General features: G+C 53.9%; 16 protein-coding genes and 1 riboswitch. Of the genes, 7 read left to right on the top strand and 9 right to left on the bottom strand.

The genetic code is table 11. The annotated features are described in order from the left end of the window. Positions 1–138: 138 nt before the first annotated feature. Positions 139–897 (top strand): sulfite exporter TauE/SafE family protein, encoded by a 759-nt coding sequence (locus AMM03_RS07400; protein WP_090129990.1) that lies wholly within the window; start codon positions 139–141, stop codon positions 895–897. 13 nt (positions 898–910) lie between these two features. Here AMM03_RS07400 and alr read toward each other — a convergent pair whose 3' ends face one another. Next, on the bottom strand, positions 911–2,029 hold the full coding sequence (gene alr / locus AMM03_RS07395; protein WP_090129988.1) for an alanine racemase: 1,119 nt from the start codon (positions 2,027–2,029) through the stop codon (positions 911–913). A gap of 172 nt (positions 2,030–2,201) precedes the next feature. On the opposite strand from alr, the gene lplT reads away from it, so the two are divergent. Next, the gene (gene lplT / locus AMM03_RS07390) at positions 2,202–3,485 is read left to right on the top strand and encodes a lysophospholipid transporter LplT (protein WP_090129986.1); all 1,284 of its coding nucleotides are present in this window, start codon (positions 2,202–2,204) and stop codon (positions 3,483–3,485) included. 35 nt (positions 3,486–3,520) lie between these two features. Further along, entirely contained in the window at positions 3,521–4,009 is a 489-nt protein-coding gene (locus AMM03_RS07385; RefSeq protein WP_090129984.1) for a glutathione peroxidase, read from the top strand. A 58-nt stretch (positions 4,010–4,067) separates the two neighbouring features. Here the strand turns inward: AMM03_RS07385 and glcF are convergent, their stop codons facing one another. The 6 genes from glcF to AMM03_RS07355 all read right to left on the bottom strand — a co-directional run bounded on the left by glcF (position 4,068) and on the right by AMM03_RS07355 (position 10,442). Continuing rightward, positions 4,068–5,306 carry a glycolate oxidase subunit GlcF gene (gene glcF, locus AMM03_RS07380; RefSeq protein WP_090129982.1) on the bottom strand — a complete coding sequence of 413 codons (1,239 nt, stop codon included), beginning with the start codon at positions 5,304–5,306 and terminating at the stop codon, positions 4,068–4,070. Between the two features lie 8 nt (positions 5,307–5,314). Continuing rightward, entirely contained in the window at positions 5,315–6,589 is a 1,275-nt protein-coding gene (gene glcE / locus AMM03_RS07375; RefSeq protein WP_090129979.1) for a glycolate oxidase subunit GlcE, read from the bottom strand. Between the two features lie 60 nt (positions 6,590–6,649). Beyond that, positions 6,650–7,603, bottom strand: coding sequence for an SMP-30/gluconolactonase/LRE family protein (locus AMM03_RS07370; RefSeq protein ID WP_090130768.1), 954 nt, complete (start codon positions 7,601–7,603; stop codon positions 6,650–6,652). Between the two features lie 174 nt (positions 7,604–7,777). Next, a complete protein-coding gene (locus tag AMM03_RS07365) occupies positions 7,778–9,310 on the bottom strand; it encodes an ammonium transporter (protein WP_090129977.1) in 1,533 nt (510 codons plus the stop codon). Between the two features lie 22 nt (positions 9,311–9,332). Continuing rightward, the gene (gene glnK, locus AMM03_RS07360; protein WP_090129975.1) at positions 9,333–9,671 is read right to left on the bottom strand and encodes a P-II family nitrogen regulator; all 339 of its coding nucleotides are present in this window, start codon (positions 9,669–9,671) and stop codon (positions 9,333–9,335) included. A 27-nt stretch (positions 9,672–9,698) separates the two neighbouring features. After that, on the bottom strand, positions 9,699–10,442 hold the full coding sequence (locus AMM03_RS07355) for a TorF family putative porin (protein ID WP_090129972.1): 744 nt from the start codon (positions 10,440–10,442) through the stop codon (positions 9,699–9,701). Between the two features lie 204 nt (positions 10,443–10,646). Here AMM03_RS07355 and AMM03_RS07350 point away from each other — a divergent pair, with 204 nt between their 5' ends. Beyond that, a complete protein-coding gene (locus AMM03_RS07350; RefSeq protein WP_090130766.1) occupies positions 10,647–12,215 on the top strand; it encodes a YifB family Mg chelatase-like AAA ATPase in 1,569 nt (522 codons plus the stop codon). Between the two features lie 7 nt (positions 12,216–12,222). Continuing rightward, complete coding sequence (locus AMM03_RS07345) at positions 12,223–13,503, top strand: MFS transporter (protein WP_090129970.1); 1,281 nt, start codon at positions 12,223–12,225, stop codon at positions 13,501–13,503. A gap of 32 nt (positions 13,504–13,535) precedes the next feature. Here AMM03_RS07345 and metH read toward each other — a convergent pair whose 3' ends face one another. Next, entirely contained in the window at positions 13,536–16,277 is a 2,742-nt protein-coding gene (gene metH / locus AMM03_RS07340; protein ID WP_090129968.1) for a methionine synthase, read from the bottom strand. A 16-nt stretch (positions 16,278–16,293) separates the two neighbouring features. Beyond that, positions 16,294–16,398, bottom strand: a riboswitch (S-adenosyl-L-homocysteine riboswitch). Positions 16,399–16,442: 44 nt separating this feature from the next. Continuing rightward, positions 16,443–17,489: a homocysteine S-methyltransferase family protein gene (locus AMM03_RS07335; RefSeq protein WP_090130764.1), complete on the bottom strand. Its 1,047-nt coding sequence runs from the start codon at positions 17,487–17,489 to the stop codon at positions 16,443–16,445. Between the two features lie 112 nt (positions 17,490–17,601). Between AMM03_RS07335 and recQ the strand changes: the two genes are divergently transcribed. Next, on the top strand, positions 17,602–19,473 hold the full coding sequence (recQ, locus tag AMM03_RS07330) for a DNA helicase RecQ (protein WP_228764607.1): 1,872 nt from the start codon (positions 17,602–17,604) through the stop codon (positions 19,471–19,473). A gap of 27 nt (positions 19,474–19,500) precedes the next feature. Continuing rightward, positions 19,501–19,635 carry a hypothetical protein gene (locus tag AMM03_RS14335; RefSeq protein WP_255349620.1) on the top strand — a complete coding sequence of 45 codons (135 nt, stop codon included), beginning with the start codon at positions 19,501–19,503 and terminating at the stop codon, positions 19,633–19,635. Positions 19,636–19,679 lie beyond the last annotated feature (44 nt).

Below are 19,679 nucleotides of genomic sequence, written 5' to 3'. Positions count from 1 at the left end.
CGGCTACATTCTCTTCACTCGATGAACTGCTGTTTGGGTTCGTTATGAGGGCAGAGGAGACACCCAAACTATTCGAACATGAACATCCAAAACGAGATGTAACTTTTTATAAGCGTCGCGCAAGCGGCGCTTTTTTTTATGGAAATATTCATCGTCTCACTGGCGTCGCTGTTTGCCGGCTTGGTCGATTCCATTGTGGGCGGTGGCGGCCTGATTCTGGTGCCCGCTCTGTTTGCCACATTTCCCACAGCCCCGCCGGCCACCTTGCTGGGCTGCAACAAAAGTGCTTCCATCTGGGGCACCTCGTTTGCCACTTACCAGTTCAGCCGAAAAGTCGACATGCGCTGGGCGGCCCTTTTGCCTGCAGCCATGGCGGGCATCTTGGGTTCTTTGGGTGGCGCTTGGACGGTCACGCACATTGACCCTGGCTTTCTGCGTCAGGCCTTGCCATTTTTGCTGCTGGCCTTGTTGGCTTACACCTTGGCCAAAAAAGAAATGGGACAAATTCATGCGCCTCTTTTCAGCGGGCGGCGAGAGGCCTATGTCACTATTTTGATGGGCCTGCTGATCGGTTTTTACGACGGTTTTTTTGGCCCTGGTGCTGGCAGTTTTTTCGTCTTTGCCTACGTTCGCTTGTTGGGCTATGACTTTTTAAACGCCTCCGCCAACGCCAAGGTCTTGAACTTGGCTTCCAACTTTTCAGCCTTGGTTTTGTTCACTCTTCAAGGACATGTTTGGTGGCATTTGGCCATTCCCATGGCCATTGCCAACGTTGTTGGTAGCCTAATTGGCACACGCTTGGCTTTAAAGCACGGTGCAGGTTTTGTGCGCTATGTCTTTTTGGCCGTGGTCTCGGCCCTCATTTTAAAAACCACTTACGACGGATTTTTTCGCTGAAAGGCGGCGCTCTTCAATCCTTCACCACCACCGGCACGCGTGCCGCCAAAGCGCACATCAACTCGTAGCCCACGGTGCCCGCGGCTTGTGCTACCTCATCGATGGCAACACCATAGGGTGACTGAGCACTGACTTTGGATTTCTGCGGCATGCCCCACAGCGTCACCTCGCTGCCCACATTGGCATGCGGTAAATCAGTGATGTCCACGGTGATCATGTCCATGCTGACGCGGCCCACCGTGCGAGAAGGGTGACCATCAACGCACACAGGGGTGCCAGTGGGTGCAATGCGTGGGTAACCATCGGCATACCCGCAAGAAACCACGCCAATTCGCATGGCGCGATCGGCAACAAAAGAGGAACCGTAGCCCACTGTGTCGCCTGCTTGCAAATGTTGAACCGCAACGATGTCGGCGTTCAAACTCATGACAGGTTTCAGGCCCCAGTCTTGGGCAGAGTGCTGCGGAAAGTCGGGCGAACTGCCGTACAAGGCAATACCGGGTCGAACCCAGTCGGCACGAACTGCCAACGCTTTGGCATGACGCAAACATGCCGCGCTGTTGCACAGGCTGCGTTCGCCTGACAAATCGTGCGTGAATTGGTGAAACAAGGTCATGGCCGCGCCAATGCCTTTGTCGCCATCGGCATCACTGAAATGAGACATCAGTGAAATTTCATCGACTTGAGGCAAGGCATTCAGGCGGGTCCAGGCGGCTCTGAAAGCTTGCGGGGCAAATCCCAAACGGTTCATGCCCGTGTTCATTTTGAGAAAGACCCGATGCGGCTGATGCGTTTTGTGCACCGCCAACATGTCAATTTGTGCTTCTGAATGCACCACATGCCACAAGTTCAAGCGAGAGCACATCTCCAAGTCGCGGGTTTCAAAGGCGCCCTCCAACAACAAGATAGGGCCGCGCCAGCCAAGTTGTCTGACTCGCTCGGCTTCTGCCAAATCGAGTAGGGCAAAACCATCCGCCGATCGAAGGGCATCAAACACCCGTTCGATGCCGTGGCCATAGGCGTTGGCCTTGACCACAGCCCAGACCAAAGCATCTGGCGTTGACGCTTTAATTTGCGCCAAGTTATGGCGCAAGGCGTTGCTGTCTAAGGTGGCCTGAATCGGTCTTGGCATGTCAGATAGATAAAAACAGTGATTTTCAGAGGGAATTAGCCTAGATTGTGGCACCACATGGCGTGATATAACCGAAACTTCTGCCAACACTCGCTGTGCTTGTGTTGCTTTGTTTCTTTTTATTGACTCATCGACATAGGCCCAATGCCCTGTCGGTTCACTGCATGAATACATGAAGCGCGGTTTTTACACCATCATGGCGGCCCAGTTTTTCAGCTCGCTGGCCGACAATGCGCTCTTTGTTGCAGCCGTTGAACTCATCCGCATCAGTGGTGGTGCCGAATGGCAGCGCGCAGCTTTGGTGCCCATGTTTGCATTGTTTTATGTGGTCCTCGCACCTTTTGTCGGGGCCTTTGCCGACTCTCGGCCCAAAGGCGAGGTCATGTTCATCAGCAACGCCATCAAAGTGGTCGGCTGCTTGATGATGCTGTTTGGCACACATCCTTTGCTGTCTTACGCCATTGTGGGTTTGGGTGCGGCGGCTTATTCGCCCGCCAAGTACGGCATCTTGACCGAACTCTTGCCTTCCTCCCAACTGGTCAAGGCCAATGGCTGGATCGAGGGCCTGACCATTGCCTCCATCATTTTGGGCGTCTTGGTGGGCGGCCAATTGGTGGGTGCGCATGTCTCTGGCTACTTGCTCAGCTTTGACCTGCCACTCATCGACACCGGCATTGACACCGCGCCCGAGTCCGCCATCTTGCTCTTGATCGTCTTTTATGGCTTGGCCGCCTGGTTCAACACACGCATTCCAAACACAGGCGTCGAGATGCGGGCCATGCCTCAAAAATTGGGCGCCTTGTTGCCTGACTTTTGGGACTGCAACACTCGTCTTTGGAAAGACCGTTTGGGTCAAATTTCTTTGGCCACCACCACGCTGTTCTGGGGCGTCTCTGGCAACCTGCGCTACATCGTATTGGCCTGGAGTGCGGCTGCCCTGGGCTACTCCACCACACAAGCCTCTAGCTTGGTCGGGGTGGTTGCCATTGGCACGGCGGTAGGTGCCGTTGTCGCCTCGCTGCGCATGAAGCTTCACCAAGCCACGCTGGTCATGCCCTTGGGTATCGGCATGGGCATCTTGGTGATGGGCATGAACTTCATAGACAACGTTTGGGTGGCAGCACCCTTCCTAATTTTGCTGGGCGCACTGGGAGGCTTCTTGGTCGTCCCCATGAATGCGCTGCTGCAACACCGCGGTCACAACCTGATGGGCGCGGGCCGTTCTATTGCCGTCCAAAACTTCAATGAGCAGGCCTGTATTTTGTTGCTCGGTGGTTTTTACAGTTTCTCAACCGGCATGGGCTTGTCGGCCTTTGGCGCCATCACCGCCTTCGGTTTTGTGGTGGCCAGTTTCATGTGGCTCATCAAACGTTGGCACGAGCGCAACATGCGAGATCACCCTGAGGTCATGAAGCATCTGATTGATGTGGCCAAGAACGACAACATGCATGGTTAATTGAGACCCATCCACACTGAACAAAAGAGCGTTGCATGAAAACCATTTATGACTTTGAAGCTGTCCAGATGAATGGTCAAAGCCTGGCGCTTGATCAAATGCGCGGGCAGGTCATGCTGATTGTGAACACCGCCAGTGCCTGCGGATTTACACCGCAATTTGGTGGACTTGAAAAACTCCACCAAGCGTACCAAGCACAAGGCTTGCGAGTTATGGGTTTTCCATGCAATCAATTTGGCGGTCAAGATCCTGGCAGCAACGCGGACATTGCCAGCTTTTGCCAACTCAACTTTGGCGTTTCTTTTCCCATGATGGAAAAGATTGAAGTGAACGGTGCAAGCGCCCATCCTTTGTATCAGTGGCTGTGCGCAGAAGCGCCCGGTTTGTTGGGCAGCAAAGGCATCAAGTGGAACTTCACCAAATTTTTGGTGGGCCGCGATGGGCGCGTTCTCAAACGCTATGCCCCGATGGACAAGCCTGAAAAACTCAAAGCCGACATTGAGGCTGCACTCAAGCAAAATTAAACTGGCACCCACCTAGGTGATGCCCAGGTGATACCTAGGTGAAGTGCAGCTTTTAAGCTTAGCCCTTTGACAAGGCCTCATCGACCATTTCAATCCAGTGCTTCACGGGTACGTCCGAGCCGCTTTGTAGGTGCGTGATGCAGCCAATGTTGGCGCTCAAAATAGCGGTGGGTTGCAGCTTGTTTAAGTGGCCCAGTTTTCTGTCGCGCAAGTTGTAGGCTGTTTCGGCTTGCAACACAGAATAAGTGCCTGCAGAGCCACAGCACAAGTTGGATTCAATGTCTGTCACGCGCAACTGAAAGCCTAGCTGGCCCAACTGCGCCTCTACGCCACCTTTGAGTTGCTGCCCGTGCTGCAGTGTGCAGGGCGGGTGATAAGCCAACAGCCCTGTTGCGGCCACCGCCTCAGGCTTCAATTGTTTTTGGAGCTCTGGCAAACACATGGGCAAGAGCTCACTCAAATCACGCGTGAGCTCTGAAATTTTCTGCGCCTTGGCGGCATATTGCGCGTCGTGCTGCAACAGGTGCCCGTATTCTTTGACTGTGACGCCGCATCCAGAAGCGTTCATCACAATGGCTTCGATACCTTGTTCAACCCATGGCCACCATGCATCGATGTTGTTGCGCATGTGATCCAGGCCGCCCACTTGATCGTTCAAGTGAAATTTAACGGCGCCACAACAACCTGCAGCCGGCGGCACCACCACTTGAATACCGCACGCACTCAGAACGCGCGCGGTTGCAGTGTTGATGTTGGGCTTCATCGCGGGCTGAACGCAACCGGCCAACATCAACACTTTGCGCGCTTGTTGGGCGGTTGGCCAAGCGCCGGCTTGTTGCGGGGCAGGTACTTTGGCTTTGAGCGCCGAAGGCAGTAGCGAGCGCACACTTTGCCCCAGCTTCATGGCCGGCGCAAACAAAGACGAGGTCAGTCCCTCCTTGAGCGCCCAACGCAAAGCGCGTTCCTTGAAGGGCCGCTGCACTTTGGCATCCACCACCTTGCGACCCAAGTCAACCAAGTGCCCATATTGCACGCCAGATGGGCAGGTGCTTTCGCAGTTGCGGCATGTGAGGCAACGGTCTAAATGCAGTTGTGTTTTGCGCGTAGGCTCTGCGCCTTCAAACACCTGTTTCATCAGATAGATGCGGCCCCTGGGACCATCTAACTCGTCGCCCATGATTTGATAGGTGGGGCAGGTGGCGGTACAAAAACCACAATGAACACATTGGCGCAAGATGGCTTCAGCCTCTTGGCCCAGTAAGGTGTTTTGAAACTCAGGTGCGAGTTGGGTTTGCATGGTGAGCCTCAGAAATGCGCGTTCATTCTGCGCGGGCCAAACAGCCCCGCAGGATCAAATTGGTTTTTCAGCGCTTGCTGAATTCTTTGTTGGACAGGATCGAGCGGTGTCAACACGGGCACATCGACCTGCAGTGCGGCGCTGGCTTGTTGAGAGCGTCTGAACAAAGTCACCTGGCCACCTACATTGGCTGCTATTTGCCTTAACGATTGCGCATCGCTAAGGGGCGCCCAAACCCATCGCTGTGCCCCATGCCATTCAATGTAAGGGGCAGAGGCGCTGGCTGGCAATGGCAAAGCGGGTGCCGTTTGCGGCACCGAAAACCGCCACAAGGCCACATCGCTTGCGGCCGCGCTGTCTGTAAAAAAGGGCAAGCGTTGATTGCGGCCCGCATGCCAATCGGCTGCGGCGCTGCTGGCTTGCTGCTCAATCAGTTCACTGTTAAGAGACGCGACATCTTTGGCCATTTTGCTTTTGGCAGCTTCCACCGCAGCTTGTGCCCCACGCAATCGAATGAACAGCATTTCTGGTGCGCCAGCCACGGTGGTGTCTTTGACCCAACAGCTTGCGTTCAAGGGCAGGGGTTGCCCGCCCCACTGGTTCAACAATTCAAGCGCTTTCGCTTGCGACATCTGGCACATCAAGAAAGCCTCGGCAGGGGCAACCGGCAAAACCTTGAGCGAGACTTCGGTGATCAAACCCAGAGTTCCCCAACTGCCGGCCAGCAATCGACTGACATCGTAGCCGGCCACATTCTTCATGACTTGGCCGCCAAAAGTGAGGTGCTCGCCGCGTCCGTTGATGAAGCGCATGCCCAAAACAAAATCGCGAACTGCGCCGACGCTGGCTCTGGAGGGACCGCTCAAACCAGACGCCACCATGCCGCCGACAGTGGCTTTGGCAGCTTGGTCTTTCGATTGAAAGTGCGGCGGCTCAAACGCCAAACACTGTCCTTTTTCGGCCAGTTCGTTTTCTAAATCTAGCAATGGCGTGCCTGCGCCAACAGTAATGACTAACTCACTTGGCTCGTATTGGACGATGCCATGAAGGCCGCGCGTTTCCAACAACTCACCCTCAAGGCTTTCACCAAAAAAGTCATGGCTGCCGGAACCATGAATTCGAAAGGCTTTGCGCTGAGACGGTGAAGCTGAAGCAGCCTCGCGAATGGTTTCCAAAAGAGTGCTCAAGTCAGGATAAGCATGAGACCCAATATGCGATGCGGCATTGGCTGCAGCATTTGACACAGCGTCTGTGCTTTGACTTGAAGGGGTGCTGTCGTTCATGCCTCCATGTTAAACGGCAGCGGATCTTTTGTCAGGTCAGGGGTCAAGAATTAAGTCACATCAGTTTTTGCAAAAACTCACAGGTAGGCCGGGCGTGTCGACCCGAGTGGCAAAAACACAACCTGAATTGGGCAGCGCTTTCAGTTCCGCCTCACTTCGGCCATGCGCCGAAGTGGTGATGAACAGCGTTTTCAAATCTTCTCCCCCAAAGCATGGCATGGTGGGGCATTGCACAGGCGTTTCAATGAATGCCACACAGCGACCGTCGGGTGCAATCTTGGCCAGTCGATGGCCCTCGTACATGGCTGCGTAATAAAACCCTTCTGCATCAACCGCTGCGCCATCGGGTCGGCCCATGTAAGTTTGAGCCTCGGGTGTACCGTAAGTCCACGTTTTGGGCTTCATGGGAAATTGGGCAAACGTGCGTTCGTGGGCCAGTGCTTGTGTGGGGGCGTCATAGTCCCACGCCCGGATGCAATGCGACGCCGTGTCGGACCAATAAATGGTTTTACCATCTGGGGACCACGCCAAGCCATTGGCCACTGTGGCTTGTGTTGCCTTGGCTTGAAGTTGACCGTCACGTTGTAAGGCGTAAAGAACGCCAGCGGCCTGATCTCGCGGCTCGTACATCGAGCCACTCCAAAAATGGCCGACGGGATCGCATTTGCCATCGTTGAACCTCAGCTTGGTGGTGTCGTATGGCGCGGCCGCCAGCAACGTGAGTTCACCGCCCCAAATGTCAGCTTGGTAAATTCCGTTGCGAAGTGCCATGACCCAACCGCCTTTTTGGGCTGGGGCAAAACAACCGGGCTCTTCATCCAGCTGCCAGTCTTCAACTGCGTGCAACGCCGTTAAGTCGGATCCTACCGTCATGCGCCTTAAACGTTGACCAGGAATGTCAACCCAGTACAAGCGCTTTTCGTGGGGGTTCCAAAAGGGCGACTCGCCCAAGGTGTCCGGCTGAGCGGTAAGGCAGTGCCATTGGGGACTTAAATGTTCAGGGGGATTTGTCATGGACATGGCCTCTTTGAATTCAATTCTTCTTGTTTGTCATTGTGAATTAAATCTTTGCCTGAACCTCCCATGTCACTCAATGTCACATTTGAAATGCGCAAAAAAAAGCCCGCCGAAGCGGGCTTGTTAAGTTGGAGACTAACTTCTCGGAAAGTCTTTTCAAATCTTTGCGGATTAGCTGTGATAAGCGGTTTCGCCGTGTGAGCTGATGTCCAAGCCTTCGCGCTCTTCTTCTTCAGAGACACGCAGACCCACTGTCAAATCAACCAGTTTGAAGGCCACCAAAGACACCACGCCAGACCATACGATGGTAAGGAGGACAGCTTTGGCTTGGGTCCAAACTTGCGCTGCGATGGAGTAATCGGCAGCAGTCACCATGGTCACAGTCACCCAGTCGGCTACAAAGCCAGGACCACCCAGAGCAGGTGAGTTGAATACACCGGTTAACAAGGCACCGACGATACCGCCCACACCGTGCACACCGAAGACGTCCAAGGAGTCGTCCGCGCCCAGCATTTTCTTGAGGCCATTGACGCCCCACAAGCATGCGAAGCCTGCCACGATACCAATGACCAAGGCGCCGCCGATACCGACGTTGCCCGCTGCTGGCGTGATGGCCACCAAACCAGCCACAGCACCAGAGGCTGCACCCAGCATAGACGCTTTGCCACGCATCAGCGCTTCACCCACACACCAGGCCAACACTGCTGCAGCAGTTGCCAACAAAGTGTTGACGAAAGCGAGGGCAGCAAAACCATTGGCTTCGAGTGCAGAACCAGCGTTGAAACCAAACCAGCCCACCCACAGCAATGAGGCACCGACCATGGTCAATGTCAAAGAGTGAGGTGCCATGGCTTCGCGGCCATAACCCACGCGCTTGCCAATCATGAAAGCACCGACCAAACCAGCCACAGCCGCGTTGATGTGAACAACGGTACCGCCAGCAAAGTCAAGCGCGCCCCACTGCCAGATCAAACCCGCTTTGCCAGTCATCTCGTCAACCACTTCTTTGGTTGCGTAGGCATCGGGACCCATCCAGAACCAGACCATGTGTGCAATGGGCAAGTAGCTGAAAGTGAACCACAGTGTCATGAACAACAAAACAGCGGAAAACTTGATGCGCTCTGCAAATGCACCCACGATCAGGGCGCAAGTGATGCCCGCGAATGTCGCTTGGAAACCTGCAAACGTGATTTCGGGAATGACCACACCTTTGCTGAACGTTGCGGCGTTGGCAAATGTGCCTGCTGCGTTGTCCCAGATGCCATTCATGAACAGTCGGTCGAGGCCGCCAATGTAGGCATTGCCTTCAGTGAACGCCAAGCTGTAGCCATAAATGAACCACAAGACCGTGATCAATGAGAACGTGACCATGACTTGCATCAGCACAGACAACATGTTCTTGCTGCGGACCAAACCGCCGTAGAACAATGCCAAACCTGGCACCACCATCATGATGACCAGGATGGTGGAGACCATCATCCAGGCTGTATCGCCTTTGTTAGGGACAAGGGCGGGGGCTGCTTCTGCGGCAGCAGGTGCTGCAGCGGGCGCTGTAGCAGGCGCTGCAGCATCAACCTTAGCTTCCGCTTTGGCTTCTACTTTCGCTTCCACTTTGGCTTCGGCTGCTGGCGCTGTTTGCGCAAAAGCGGCACCACCAAAACACAATGACAAGCCCAACGCGAGGGAGGCAAATAATTTTTTCATTTTGATCTCTCTTTCTGGGGCATCAAAGGGCTTCCGCCCCAGTTTCACCGGTGCGAATGCGAATGACTTGTTCTAAGTCGTACACAAACACTTTGCCGTCACCAATCTTGCCGGTGCGTGCACCAGATTCGATGGCTTCGATCACACGTTCAACTTGATCGGATGCCACAGCGGCTTCAATCTTGACCTTGGGCAAGAAATCAACCACATACTCGGCACCGCGATACAACTCGGTGTGACCTTTTTGACGACCAAAGCCTTTGACTTCAGTCACCGTAATGCCCTGTACGCCAATGGCGGACAGCGCTTCACGCACTTCGTCCAACTTGAACGGTTTAATGATGGCGGTCACCAGTTTCATGATGGCTCCTTGTATTGTTGGGGTAATTTAGAACGCGTATTTCACGCCGACAACCAAACCGGCTTTGCCGAGTTGCTTGCCAGCGGGGCTGACGTATGAGCCTGTTTTAGCGTCGGTGCCAATAAGGGCGGCCGATGCTGTCAAACCATTGCCTAAATCTTTAGCGACTGTGAGTGCAAGGTCTGTATAGGAGTAAATGCCGTTACCTGCACCTTTGACTTTTTGGTAACCCAGGTGAGGCGTTAAAGTAAAGCCGCTGCCCAAATCAAAGTTAGCTGTCAGGTCAACATAAGAGCTTCCCTTGCTGCCTGCGAAACCAAACAGGTTACCTGTGCTTTGTGAATACTTCAAAGTGGTTGGGCCCATAGTGACTGCGCCGTAAAACTCATTGGTATTGGCACTCACTGGCAAGTCATTGTTAGCGTACTCGTAGCGCAAGAAGCCAATGTCATAAGCGACGTCACCCACGGAGAACTTATAGCCACCGTAGATATCAACTTCCATGTTTGACTTACCGCCACCATCTTTGACCCACTTGATGCCAGAACCCCAAACACCCACATAGACACCGCTCTTGTCGGCGTAGTCTGCGCCACCTTGGACCGCTGGGTCAAAACGACTCTGTGAATATCCGCGGTAACGGTACTCGCTCACTGCGCCCACATTGAAAGACAAGCTTGACTCAGGCGCTGCGGGCGCTGTTTGGGCCATTGCGGTGCCAGCAGATGCCAAAGCCATGGCGAACATCAGGGGGGAAACGATTTTTTTCATAGATAACTCCTGTTAAATGAGAATGAGACTGTGGGTACTTAGCATTTAGCATGCCAATGCTGCACTGCATCAGTGCAAGTCATTGTCACGCCTCTGAAACATGGCTTTTGAAGACTTCAATGGTTCAATGTCTTCTGCACCCGCCTAGGTATGGCTTATAAAAAGCCACAGCAATGGTGCACTAACTTGGTGCAAGGAACCTGTATGCGTCTGTCTTTGGTGCAAAGTCGAGCTTTGCTTGGCCTTCAATCGCCCCCTGTCACTGTCGAGGTGCACTTGGCCAATGGTTTGCCCAGCTTTACTTTGGTCGGTTTGGCAGATGTTGAGGTTAAAGAAGCCAGGGAGCGGGTTCGCTCTGCGCTTCAAAACTCGGGCTTTGAGTTTCCAAGTAATCAGCGAATCACGGTAAATTTGGCGCCAGCCGATTTGCCCAAAGACTCCGGACGCTTTGACCTGCCCATCGCCCTGGGCATCTTGGCTGCCAGTGGGCAAATCGATGGCTCTCTTTTAAGCGCTTATGAATTTGCAGGCGAGCTTTCTTTGTCGGGTGCACTCCGGCCCATCAAGGGCGCTTTGGTCATGGGGCTTGCCTTGTACCAACAACCCAAAGGCCGATGCTTGGTTTTGCCCCCGGGCAGTGCCGAGGAGGCCGCCCTGGTGCCTGACGTCACGGTTTACAGAGCAGACCATTTAAGTGCGGTGGCCATGCAATTTGTCAATCGAAGCTCCGAGCAAACTGGTGCCGCCATCCATGATGAGCAGGGTTGGGCCAAACTTTTGCCGGGGGTCTTACCCCGCCATACAGATCATCAAAGCCTCGATTTGGCCGATGTCAAAGGTCAGTCTGGCGCCAAACGTGCGCTGGAAATAGCCGCGGCTGGCGGCCACAGTTTGTTGATGATGGGGCCACCTGGGTCTGGTAAGTCGATGTTGGCTCATCGTTTCTCGGGTTTGCTGTCGCCTCTCAATATCCAAGAGTCCTTAGAGGCTGCGGCCATTGCCAGTCTTGCCGGTCGGTTTGACCTTTCACAGTGGTCAAGGCGGCCCACCCGCCACCCGCACCATTCAGCCAGCGCAGTGGCTTTGGTTGGCGGCGGGTCACCCCCTCGTCCTGGCGAAATATCTTTGGCACACCACGGCGTTTTGTTTTTGGATGAATTGCCGGAGTTTCCAAGATCGGCCCTAGAAGCATTGCGCGAACCCCTTGAGTCGGGCAGTGTCACCATCTCGCGGGCAGCAATGAGCACAGAATTTCCTGCGCGGTTTCAACTCATAGCAGCCATGAATCCTTGCCCATGCGGGTATGCGGGTCAAGTCCAAAAGGGCGGACAAAAAGGTCCTGTGTGCCGATGCACGCCCGATCAAGTTCACAGATACATGAGAAAGATCAGTGGGCCATTGCTTGACCGAATTGACTTGCACATAGAGGTTCCCAGCCAAGATGCCAAACTTCTCATTAACGCGCCCGCCGCAGAAAGCACGGCGAGAATCAGCGAGCGCTGCCTTCAAGCCAATCACGTCTCTAAGCTGCGTCAAGGATGCGCGAATCAATCCCTAGCGGGTGCTTTGCTGGAAAAACATTGCCCATTGGCGTCTGAAGCGTCGGACTACCTTCATCAAGTGGCTTCACATTTCGCCTGGAGCAGTAGAAGTACCCATCGCGTATTGAAAGTGGCTAGAACCATCGCCGATCTTTCAGATCACCCTGACATCGAAACTTCAGATCTTGCAGAAGCGGTCCAATACCGAAGACCGTTTACGTCCGACAGATAATGTCAACATGCATCCATTTCGGGCTTTTTGGGAAACATCCAAACGCAATGCTGACAAGCCATCCTTAGGGCCTTTTGCCGTTTGGCTTTCGTGGGCACAGCTCATCACTTGGGGCAGCGTTTTCTACACCTTCTCCTTGTTGATGGGGCCGGTTGAGCGCGAATTAGGACTGACTCGTGCAGAAGTCTCTTTGGCATTTAGCTTGGCGCTCTTGGCAGACGGCTTGATGGCTTACCCAGTCGGTCGCTGGATTGACCAAGGTCATGAGCGCAAGGTGATGACCTGGGGCTCTGCATGGGTTGGCGCTTGCTTGTTGGCTCACAGTTTTGTCGAGTCTCTCAGTGGTTTTTATGCGATTTGGGTTTGTCTGGGCTTGGGCATGTCCGCCACCCTCTATGCACCGGTGTTTGCCGTTGTCACTCGTCGATTTCCGAACGACTTCAGGCGCGCCATCATCATCATGACTTTTCTGGGGGGCTTGGCCAGTACGGTGTTCTTTCCGCTTTCGTCGTGGCTTATTCAATCCTTAGGCTGGCGCCATGCCTTGTGGGTGTTGGCTTTGATGCAATGGCTCATTTGTGTGCCTTTGCATGCTTGGTTTTTAAGAGGTGCGCAGAAAAATGCCAGCACGTCTGTTTCAAATCATTTGCCACTAAGTGGTTCACCTATTTCGGATGCTTCCAATCAACCTACAAAGCCTGCCATCGGTGAACATTTAAAACGCGCGCCCTTCTGGCTTCTCGCTGGCTTTATGTGGATGACGGCCGTTGTCAGTTCTGCCTTGCCGGCACACATGGTGAGCTTGCTTGAAGAAGCTCACTTGTCACCGGAGTGGGTCATCGCCATACCGGCATCCATTGGTGTGATTCAAGTCTTGGGAAGGTTTTTACTGTTTCTTTTTGAAAAACATTTGGACGTTCATGCCGCCAACAAATGGATCCCTTGTTTGGTTCCGCTGGGCTTGGTATGTTTAGTAACAGGCGGCTTGGCGCCTTGGGCAGCTTTGCTGTTTATAACTTTTTATGGCTTGGGCAACGGGCTCAACACCATTGTCAAAGGGACGGCGATGGCGCAGTACGTCAGCCGTGAACATGTGGGCCAACTCAATGGCCTGTTGGGTTTGCCGCTGGCCATGGGGCGTGCTGTTGCGCCATGGGCCTTAGGCCTCATGTGGACGCCCGAGGCGGGTTACACCACGGGCTTGAGATGGCTTTTGGTGATTGGCATCATTGGCGTCGGCTGCTTGTGGTGGGCACAAAAGAGCGCCCTATCAAGTCAAAAACATTGAGCACTTGAAACTAACAAAGCAAGGCCTAGCGCTCACAAATTAGGTGCCAATAAGCGCTGAATGTCTGACACCTTGAGGTTCTGGCGCTTGGCCAAATCTTGCACTTGGTCTTCGCTCACTTTGCCCACATTGAAGTACTGACTGTCGGGGTGGCTGAGGTAAAAACCTGACACGCTGGCAGCGGGTGTCATGGCCAAACTCTCGGTCAGGCCCATGCCAATTTCTTCACATTGCAAGAGTTCAAACATTTGCTTTTTAACCGAATGGTCCGGGCAAGCGGGGTAGCCTGGCGCTGGCCTGATGCCTTGGTATTTCTCGGCAACCAAATCTTCCAGTGTTGCGCTCTCTGCTGCAGCGTAGCCCCACAAGTCTTTGCGCACGCGCTCGTGTAGGCACTCTGCAAAAGCTTCTGCAAATCTGTCGGCCAAAGCTTTGAGCATGATGGCGCTGTAGTCGTCGTGAGCAGCTTCAAAAGCCTGCTCGCGTTTTTCAACACCGATACCAGCCGTGACGGCGAAGACGCCTACGTAATCTTGTAGTTTTGTCGGTTGACCTTTTGCATCAAGCAAAGGTGCCACAAAGTCTGCCAAGCAACGGCTGGGTTTGCCAGTTTGCTTTTCTGTTTGTTGACGCAGGCCATGCCAGGTGAGTACAGGCGCTTGACGTGACTCATCGGCATACAAGGCAATGTCGTCATGGTTCACGCTGTTGGCGGGGTACAAGCCCATCACCCCATGTGCCGTGATCCAGCGGCCTTCAATGATTTTTTGCAACATCTTCTGTGCATCATTGAACACCTTTTGCGCTTCAATGCCCACCACTTCGTCTTTCAAAATGGCGGGGTAGGGACCGGCCAAATCCCAGGTTTGGAAGAAGGGGCCCCAGTCGATGTAGCGCGCCAATTCGGCCAGGTCAAAATTTTTGAATACGCGGCGACCAATGAACTTGGGCGTGGGTGATTTAAAACTTGTCCAATCGATTTGCGTTTTATTGCCACGCGCTTTGGCCAATGGCCACATGGGCGTTTGCTTTTTATTGGCATGCATCTCACGCACTTTGGCGTAGTCGGCATTGAGCTCGTCAATGTAAGTAGCGGCTTGGTCAGACAACAAACCTTGCGCCACGCTCACGCTGCGAGAAGCATCGGGCACATAGACCACCGGGCCTTCGTAGTGCGGGGCAATTTTGACGGCCGTGTGCACGCGGCTGGTGGTGGCGCCACCAATCAGCAAAGGCATTTTGCGCAAACGGAAATGCGGATCTTTTTGCATTTCGCTGGCCACGTACTGCATCTCTTCCAAACTGGGGGTGATGAGGCCTGACAAGCCAATGATGTCGGCATTTTCTTCTTTGGCCTTGGCCAAAATTTCGTGGCAAGGCACCATCACACCCATGTTGACCACGTCAAAGTTGTTGCACTGAAGCACCACCGTCACAATGTTTTTGCCAATGTCGTGCACGTCGCCTTTGACTGTGGCAATCACAATCTTGCCTTTGGACTTCACGTCCTGGCCGGCGGCTTCTTGTTGGCGTTTTTCTTCTTCGATGTAAGGCACCAAGTGCGCCACGGCTTGCTTCATGACGCGCGCGGATTTAACCACTTGTGGCAAGAACATCTTGCCCTGGCCAAACAAGTCGCCCACCACGTTCATGCCATCCATCAGCGGGCCTTCAATGACGTGCAGTGGTCGGCCGTTTTTGGCCAATATTTCTTGATAGGCTTCTTCGGTGTCTTCGGTGATGAAGTCGGTGATGCCATGCACCAAGGCGTGTGACAAGCGCGCGGAGACAGTCACTGGCGCATCGGGCGTGCCGCGCCATGCGAGTTTTTGCGAGTCATCTTTTGCCGCGCCTTTGGCGTTCTCAGCCACTTCGACCAACCGCTCGCCGGCATCAGGGCGACGGTTCAAGACCACGTCTTCTACACGCTCACGCAAGTCGGGCTCGAGTTCGTCGTACACACCCACCATGCCCGCATTGACAATGCCCATGTCCATGCCCGCTTGAATGGCATGGTACAAAAATACCGTGTGAATGGCTTCGCGCACAGGATCGTTGCCGCGGAAGCTGAAGGACACATTGGACACACCGCCCGACACTTTGGCACCAGGCAAATTTTGTTTGATCCAACGCGTGGCTTCAATGAAATCGACGGCGTAGTTGTTGTGCTCTTCAATGCCGGTGGCAATGGCAAAAATGTTAGGGTCGAAAATGATGTCTTCCGGCGGGAAGTCCACCTCATCGACCAACACGCGGTACGCGCGTTCGCAAATTTCAATTTTGCGTTGGTAGGTATCTGCCTGGCCTTTTTCATCAAACGCCATTACCACCGCGGCGGCGCCATAGCGCTTGATCAACAGCGCTTGTTCTTTGAAGGCCTCAACGCCTTCTTTCATGCTGATGGAATTGACAATGCCTTTGCCTTGAATGCAACGCAAACCCGCTTCAATCACACTCCACTTGGAAGAGTCAATCATGATGGGCACACGGGCAATGTCGGGCTCGGAGGCAATGAGGTTCAGGAAACGAACCATGGCCGCTTGGCTGTCCAACATGGCTTCGTCCATGTTGATGTCGATGATTTGTGCGCCGTTTTCCACTTGCTGGCGGGCTACTGCCAAAGCCTGTTCGTACTCGCCATTCAAAATCATGCGGGCAAAAGCTTTGGAGCCTGTGACGTTGGTGCGCTCACCAATGTTCACAAACAATGAGTCCGTGCCAATAGAGACAGGCTCAAGACCAGACAGTTTTAACGGAGAAACGACAACAGACACAACTCACCTCTTGGATCGCAGGTGAGCGTGGTTTGCAATGGGAAAGGGCTAGGCCCTTGATTGACCCCCAAGCCTGACCCGTTGCCTGGAAGGCCAACGGGCTGCAACGCTCCTTGGGAAGACTTTATTTTAATGCTTAAAGTCCCTTATTTGGGGTCTTCTTGGTTAAGCCGCCTCTTTGTAAAAAGCCGCTGTATGCAAGCCTCGTGGCGCCAGCGGGCTGACTGCTTGCTGAATGGCCCCAATATGGTCTGGCGTAGTTCCGCAGCAGCCACCCACAATGTTGACCAAACCTTCCGCCGCAAACTCATGCAACAAACGACTGGTCACATCGGGCGTTTCATCAAAGCCGGTATCGCTCATGGGGTTGGGCAAACCGGCGTTGGGGTAGCAGCTGATGAAGGTGTCATCTGCCACTTTGGCCAACTCTTGAATGTAGGGGCGCATCAAAGTAGCGCCCAAAGCACAGTTCAAACCAATGGCCAACGGGCGTGCATGGCGCACGCTGTGCCAAAACGCTGTGACGGTTTGACCGCTCAAAATTCGACCCGAGGCATCGGTCACGGTGCCGCTGATGATCAGGGGTAGGCGCTCGCCGCTGTCGGCAAAGTATTCTTCAATGGCAAACAAAGCCGCTTTGGCATTCAAAGTGTCGAAGATGGTTTCGACCAACAACACATCCACGCCGCCTTCAACCAGCGCTTGTGTTTGTTCGTAGTAGGCCTTGCGCAAAGACTCAAAATCCACATTGCGCGCACCGGGATCGTTCACATCCGGGCTGATGCTGGCGGTCTTCGGTGTGGGGCCTAAGGCACCCACCGCATAGCGCGGTTTGTCGGGCGTTGAAAACTTGTCGCAAGCTGCGCGGGCCAAAGCGGCTGATGCGCGGTTCATCTCAATGGCCAAGTCGGCCATGTGGTAGTCCTCTTGCGCAATGGTGGTGGCACCAAAGGTGTTGGTTTCAATCATGTCTGCACCAGCCGCCAAGTAGCCTTCGTGAATGTCACGGATCACATCGGGGCGCGTCAGGCTGAGCAACTCGTTGTTGCCCTTCACATCTTTGGGAAAGTCTTTGAAACGCTCGCCGCGGTAATCGGCTTCGCTCAATTTAAAGCGCTGAATCATGGTGCCCATGGCGCCATCCAGAATGGCAATGCGTTTTTCCAAGATAGCAGGAAGGGCTTGGGCGCGGGTGTAGTTCAAAGCTTTCATGGTTGTATTGTAAAAAATCAAAGGGGCTATTGAAGCTTATTGCAATCAAATACTTTGAAATACCAATGCTTCAGGGCACAAGCGCCACAGTCCATCGGAGACAATACACCCCGTGTCTACTTCTGCCGTCCTGCAATCACCCAACATACTGAGCATCCTCAGCGAGGTCTTTGGCTATGAGACTTTCCGCGGCCCACAGCAAGACATCATTGAACACGTCACTGGCGGCCAAGACGCTTTGGTTCTCATGCCCACTGGCGGCGGCAAAAGCTTGTGCTACCAAATTCCAGCCATTGCTCGTCAAAATGCTGGCTTGGGCATCACCATTGTGGTCTCTCCCCTCATTGCACTTATGCACGATCAGGTGGGCGCCCTGCACGAAGCGGGCGTCAGTGCCGCATTTTTAAACTCCACCCTCAACAACGCAGAAGCGCAAGATGTTGAACAGCGCTTGCGCCGTGGCGAAATTACATTGCTTTATGCGGCACCAGAACGCATCACCACCCCCAGGTTTTTGGCGTTGCTCGATTCTTTGTACGCGCAAAACCTTTTAAGTTTGTTTGCCATCGATGAAGCCCATTGCGTAAGCCAATGGGGCCACGACTTCCGCCCTGAATACCGCGGATTGACCATTCTTCACGAACGGTTTGCCAATGTACCTCGGGTGGCCTTGACTGCAACCGCCGACGCACTGACCCGTGCCGACATCATTGAGCGCTTGCAATTAGAAGATGCGCGGCTCTTTATTAGTAGCTTCGACCGTCCCAACATTCGTTACACCATTGTTGAGAAAAAAGACGCGACCACCCAATTGCTGCGCTTCATTGAGCGCGAGCACGAAGGCGAAGCCGGTGTGGTTTATTGTCAATCGCGCAAACGTGTTGAAGAAGTGGCTGCTCTGCTTGCAGAGGCGGGCATCGATGCCCTGCCTTACCACGCAGGCCTTGACGCCGCCATTCGACAAAAACACCAAGATCGGTTTTTGCGCGATGAGGGCGTTGTGGTTGTGGCCACCATTGCCTTTGGCATGGGCATCGACAAGCCCGATGTCAGGTTTGTGGCGCACTTGGACATGCCCAAGAACATTGAAGGTTATTACCAAGAAACCGGCCGTGCTGGGCGCGACGGTTTGCGCGCAGATGCTTGGATGGCTTATGGTCTTCAAGACGTGGTCAATCAACGTCGCATGATTGATGAGAGTCCTGCAGAAGAAAGCTTCAAGCAACTCTTGCGCGGAAAACTAGACGCCTTGTTGGCATTGGCAGAAGCCACTGACTGCCGGCGCGTTCGCCTCTTGTCTTATTTTGATGAAGCCAGTGAGCCCTGCGGCAACTGCGACAACTGCCTTCACCCTCCCGCCGTTTGGGATGGCACCGACGCTGCGCGCAAACTGCTCTCTACCGTCTATCGTGCCGAGCAACACAGTGGCTTCTCCTTTGGCTCGGGCCACATCATGGACATTTTGCGCGGCAAAGCAACAGAAAAAGTGGCGCAATATGGCCACAGCAAATTAAGCACCTTTGGCATTGGCGCCAGCTTCAGCGAGACCCAACTGCGCGGCGTGTTGCGTCAACTTATTGCCATGGGCGCACTCAATGTTCAAGGCCAAGTCTTCAACACCTTGCAATTGACCGAAGGCTCACGGGCCGTTTTGCGTGGCGATGCCAAGGTCTTGTTACGTGAGTCTGTCAGCCACAAGCCCGAAAAGCGCAGCCGCAAACCCCAGGCCGTCGCACCTGCCGCAGCCAACCTCAATCAGGACGCCATGGTGCGCTACATCAACTTAAAGGCTTGGCGCGCCGAAGTTGCCAAGGAACACAATTTACCTGCTTACGTTATTTTTCACGATGCAACTTTGGCGCACATTGCATCCGCCGACCCCCAAAATTTGGAGGATTTGCAAGGCATCAGTGGCATTGGCGTCAAAAAGCTCGAGGCCTATGGACAGGAAGTTTTGCAAGTGTGTCGGGTTCAGCTAAAATAGCGCGCTGAACTAAATGAGGTTTTTTCAATGTCTGCTCACAACGATTCACACACATCCGATGATCCTGTTGAAGGTATCGTCAAACACATTCCCGTCGTGATTCCTGTCGCCGGTGCGGTCCTGATTTTCTTGCTGGCCTTCATCGCTGTCTTCATGGCCTAAATATCGAATTCGCCCTTAGGCGTTTCGAAGGCCTACTGGCCACT

The sequence above is a fragment of the Limnohabitans sp. Rim11 genome (assembly GCF_001269365.1).
Classification (GTDB): domain Bacteria; phylum Pseudomonadota; class Gammaproteobacteria; order Burkholderiales; family Burkholderiaceae_C; genus Limnohabitans_A.
Note: the sequence above shows the minus strand (reverse complement) of the source record. Positions and strands in the feature narration are given on the sequence as shown.

Bases quoted from the DNA above. Each gene is read 5' to 3' on its own strand.
- AMM03_RS07400 (WP_090129990.1), top strand. From the start codon at position 139: ATGGAAATATTCATCGTCTCACTGGCGTCGCTGTTTGCCGGCTTGGTC.
- alr (WP_090129988.1), bottom strand. From the start codon at position 2,029: ATGCCAAGACCGATTCAGGCCACCTTAGACAGCAACGCCTTGCGCCAT.
- lplT (WP_090129986.1), top strand. From the start codon at position 2,202: ATGAAGCGCGGTTTTTACACCATCATGGCGGCCCAGTTTTTCAGCTCG.
- AMM03_RS07385 (WP_090129984.1), top strand. From the start codon at position 3,521: ATGAAAACCATTTATGACTTTGAAGCTGTCCAGATGAATGGTCAAAGC.
- glcF (WP_090129982.1), bottom strand. From the start codon at position 5,306: ATGCAAACCCAACTCGCACCTGAGTTTCAAAACACCTTACTGGGCCAA.
- glcE (WP_090129979.1), bottom strand. From the start codon at position 6,589: ATGAACGACAGCACCCCTTCAAGTCAAAGCACAGACGCTGTGTCAAAT.
- AMM03_RS07370 (WP_090130768.1), bottom strand. From the start codon at position 7,603: ATGACAAATCCCCCTGAACATTTAAGTCCCCAATGGCACTGCCTTACC.
- AMM03_RS07365 (WP_090129977.1), bottom strand. From the start codon at position 9,310: ATGAAAAAATTATTTGCCTCCCTCGCGTTGGGCTTGTCATTGTGTTTT.
- glnK (WP_090129975.1), bottom strand. From the start codon at position 9,671: ATGAAACTGGTGACCGCCATCATTAAACCGTTCAAGTTGGACGAAGTG.
- AMM03_RS07355 (WP_090129972.1), bottom strand. From the start codon at position 10,442: ATGAAAAAAATCGTTTCCCCCCTGATGTTCGCCATGGCTTTGGCATCT.
- AMM03_RS07350 (WP_090130766.1), top strand. From the start codon at position 10,647: ATGCGTCTGTCTTTGGTGCAAAGTCGAGCTTTGCTTGGCCTTCAATCG.
- AMM03_RS07345 (WP_090129970.1), top strand. From the start codon at position 12,223: ATGCATCCATTTCGGGCTTTTTGGGAAACATCCAAACGCAATGCTGAC.
- AMM03_RS07335 (WP_090130764.1), bottom strand. From the start codon at position 17,489: ATGAAAGCTTTGAACTACACCCGCGCCCAAGCCCTTCCTGCTATCTTG.
- AMM03_RS14335 (WP_255349620.1), top strand. From the start codon at position 19,501: ATGTCTGCTCACAACGATTCACACACATCCGATGATCCTGTTGAAGGT.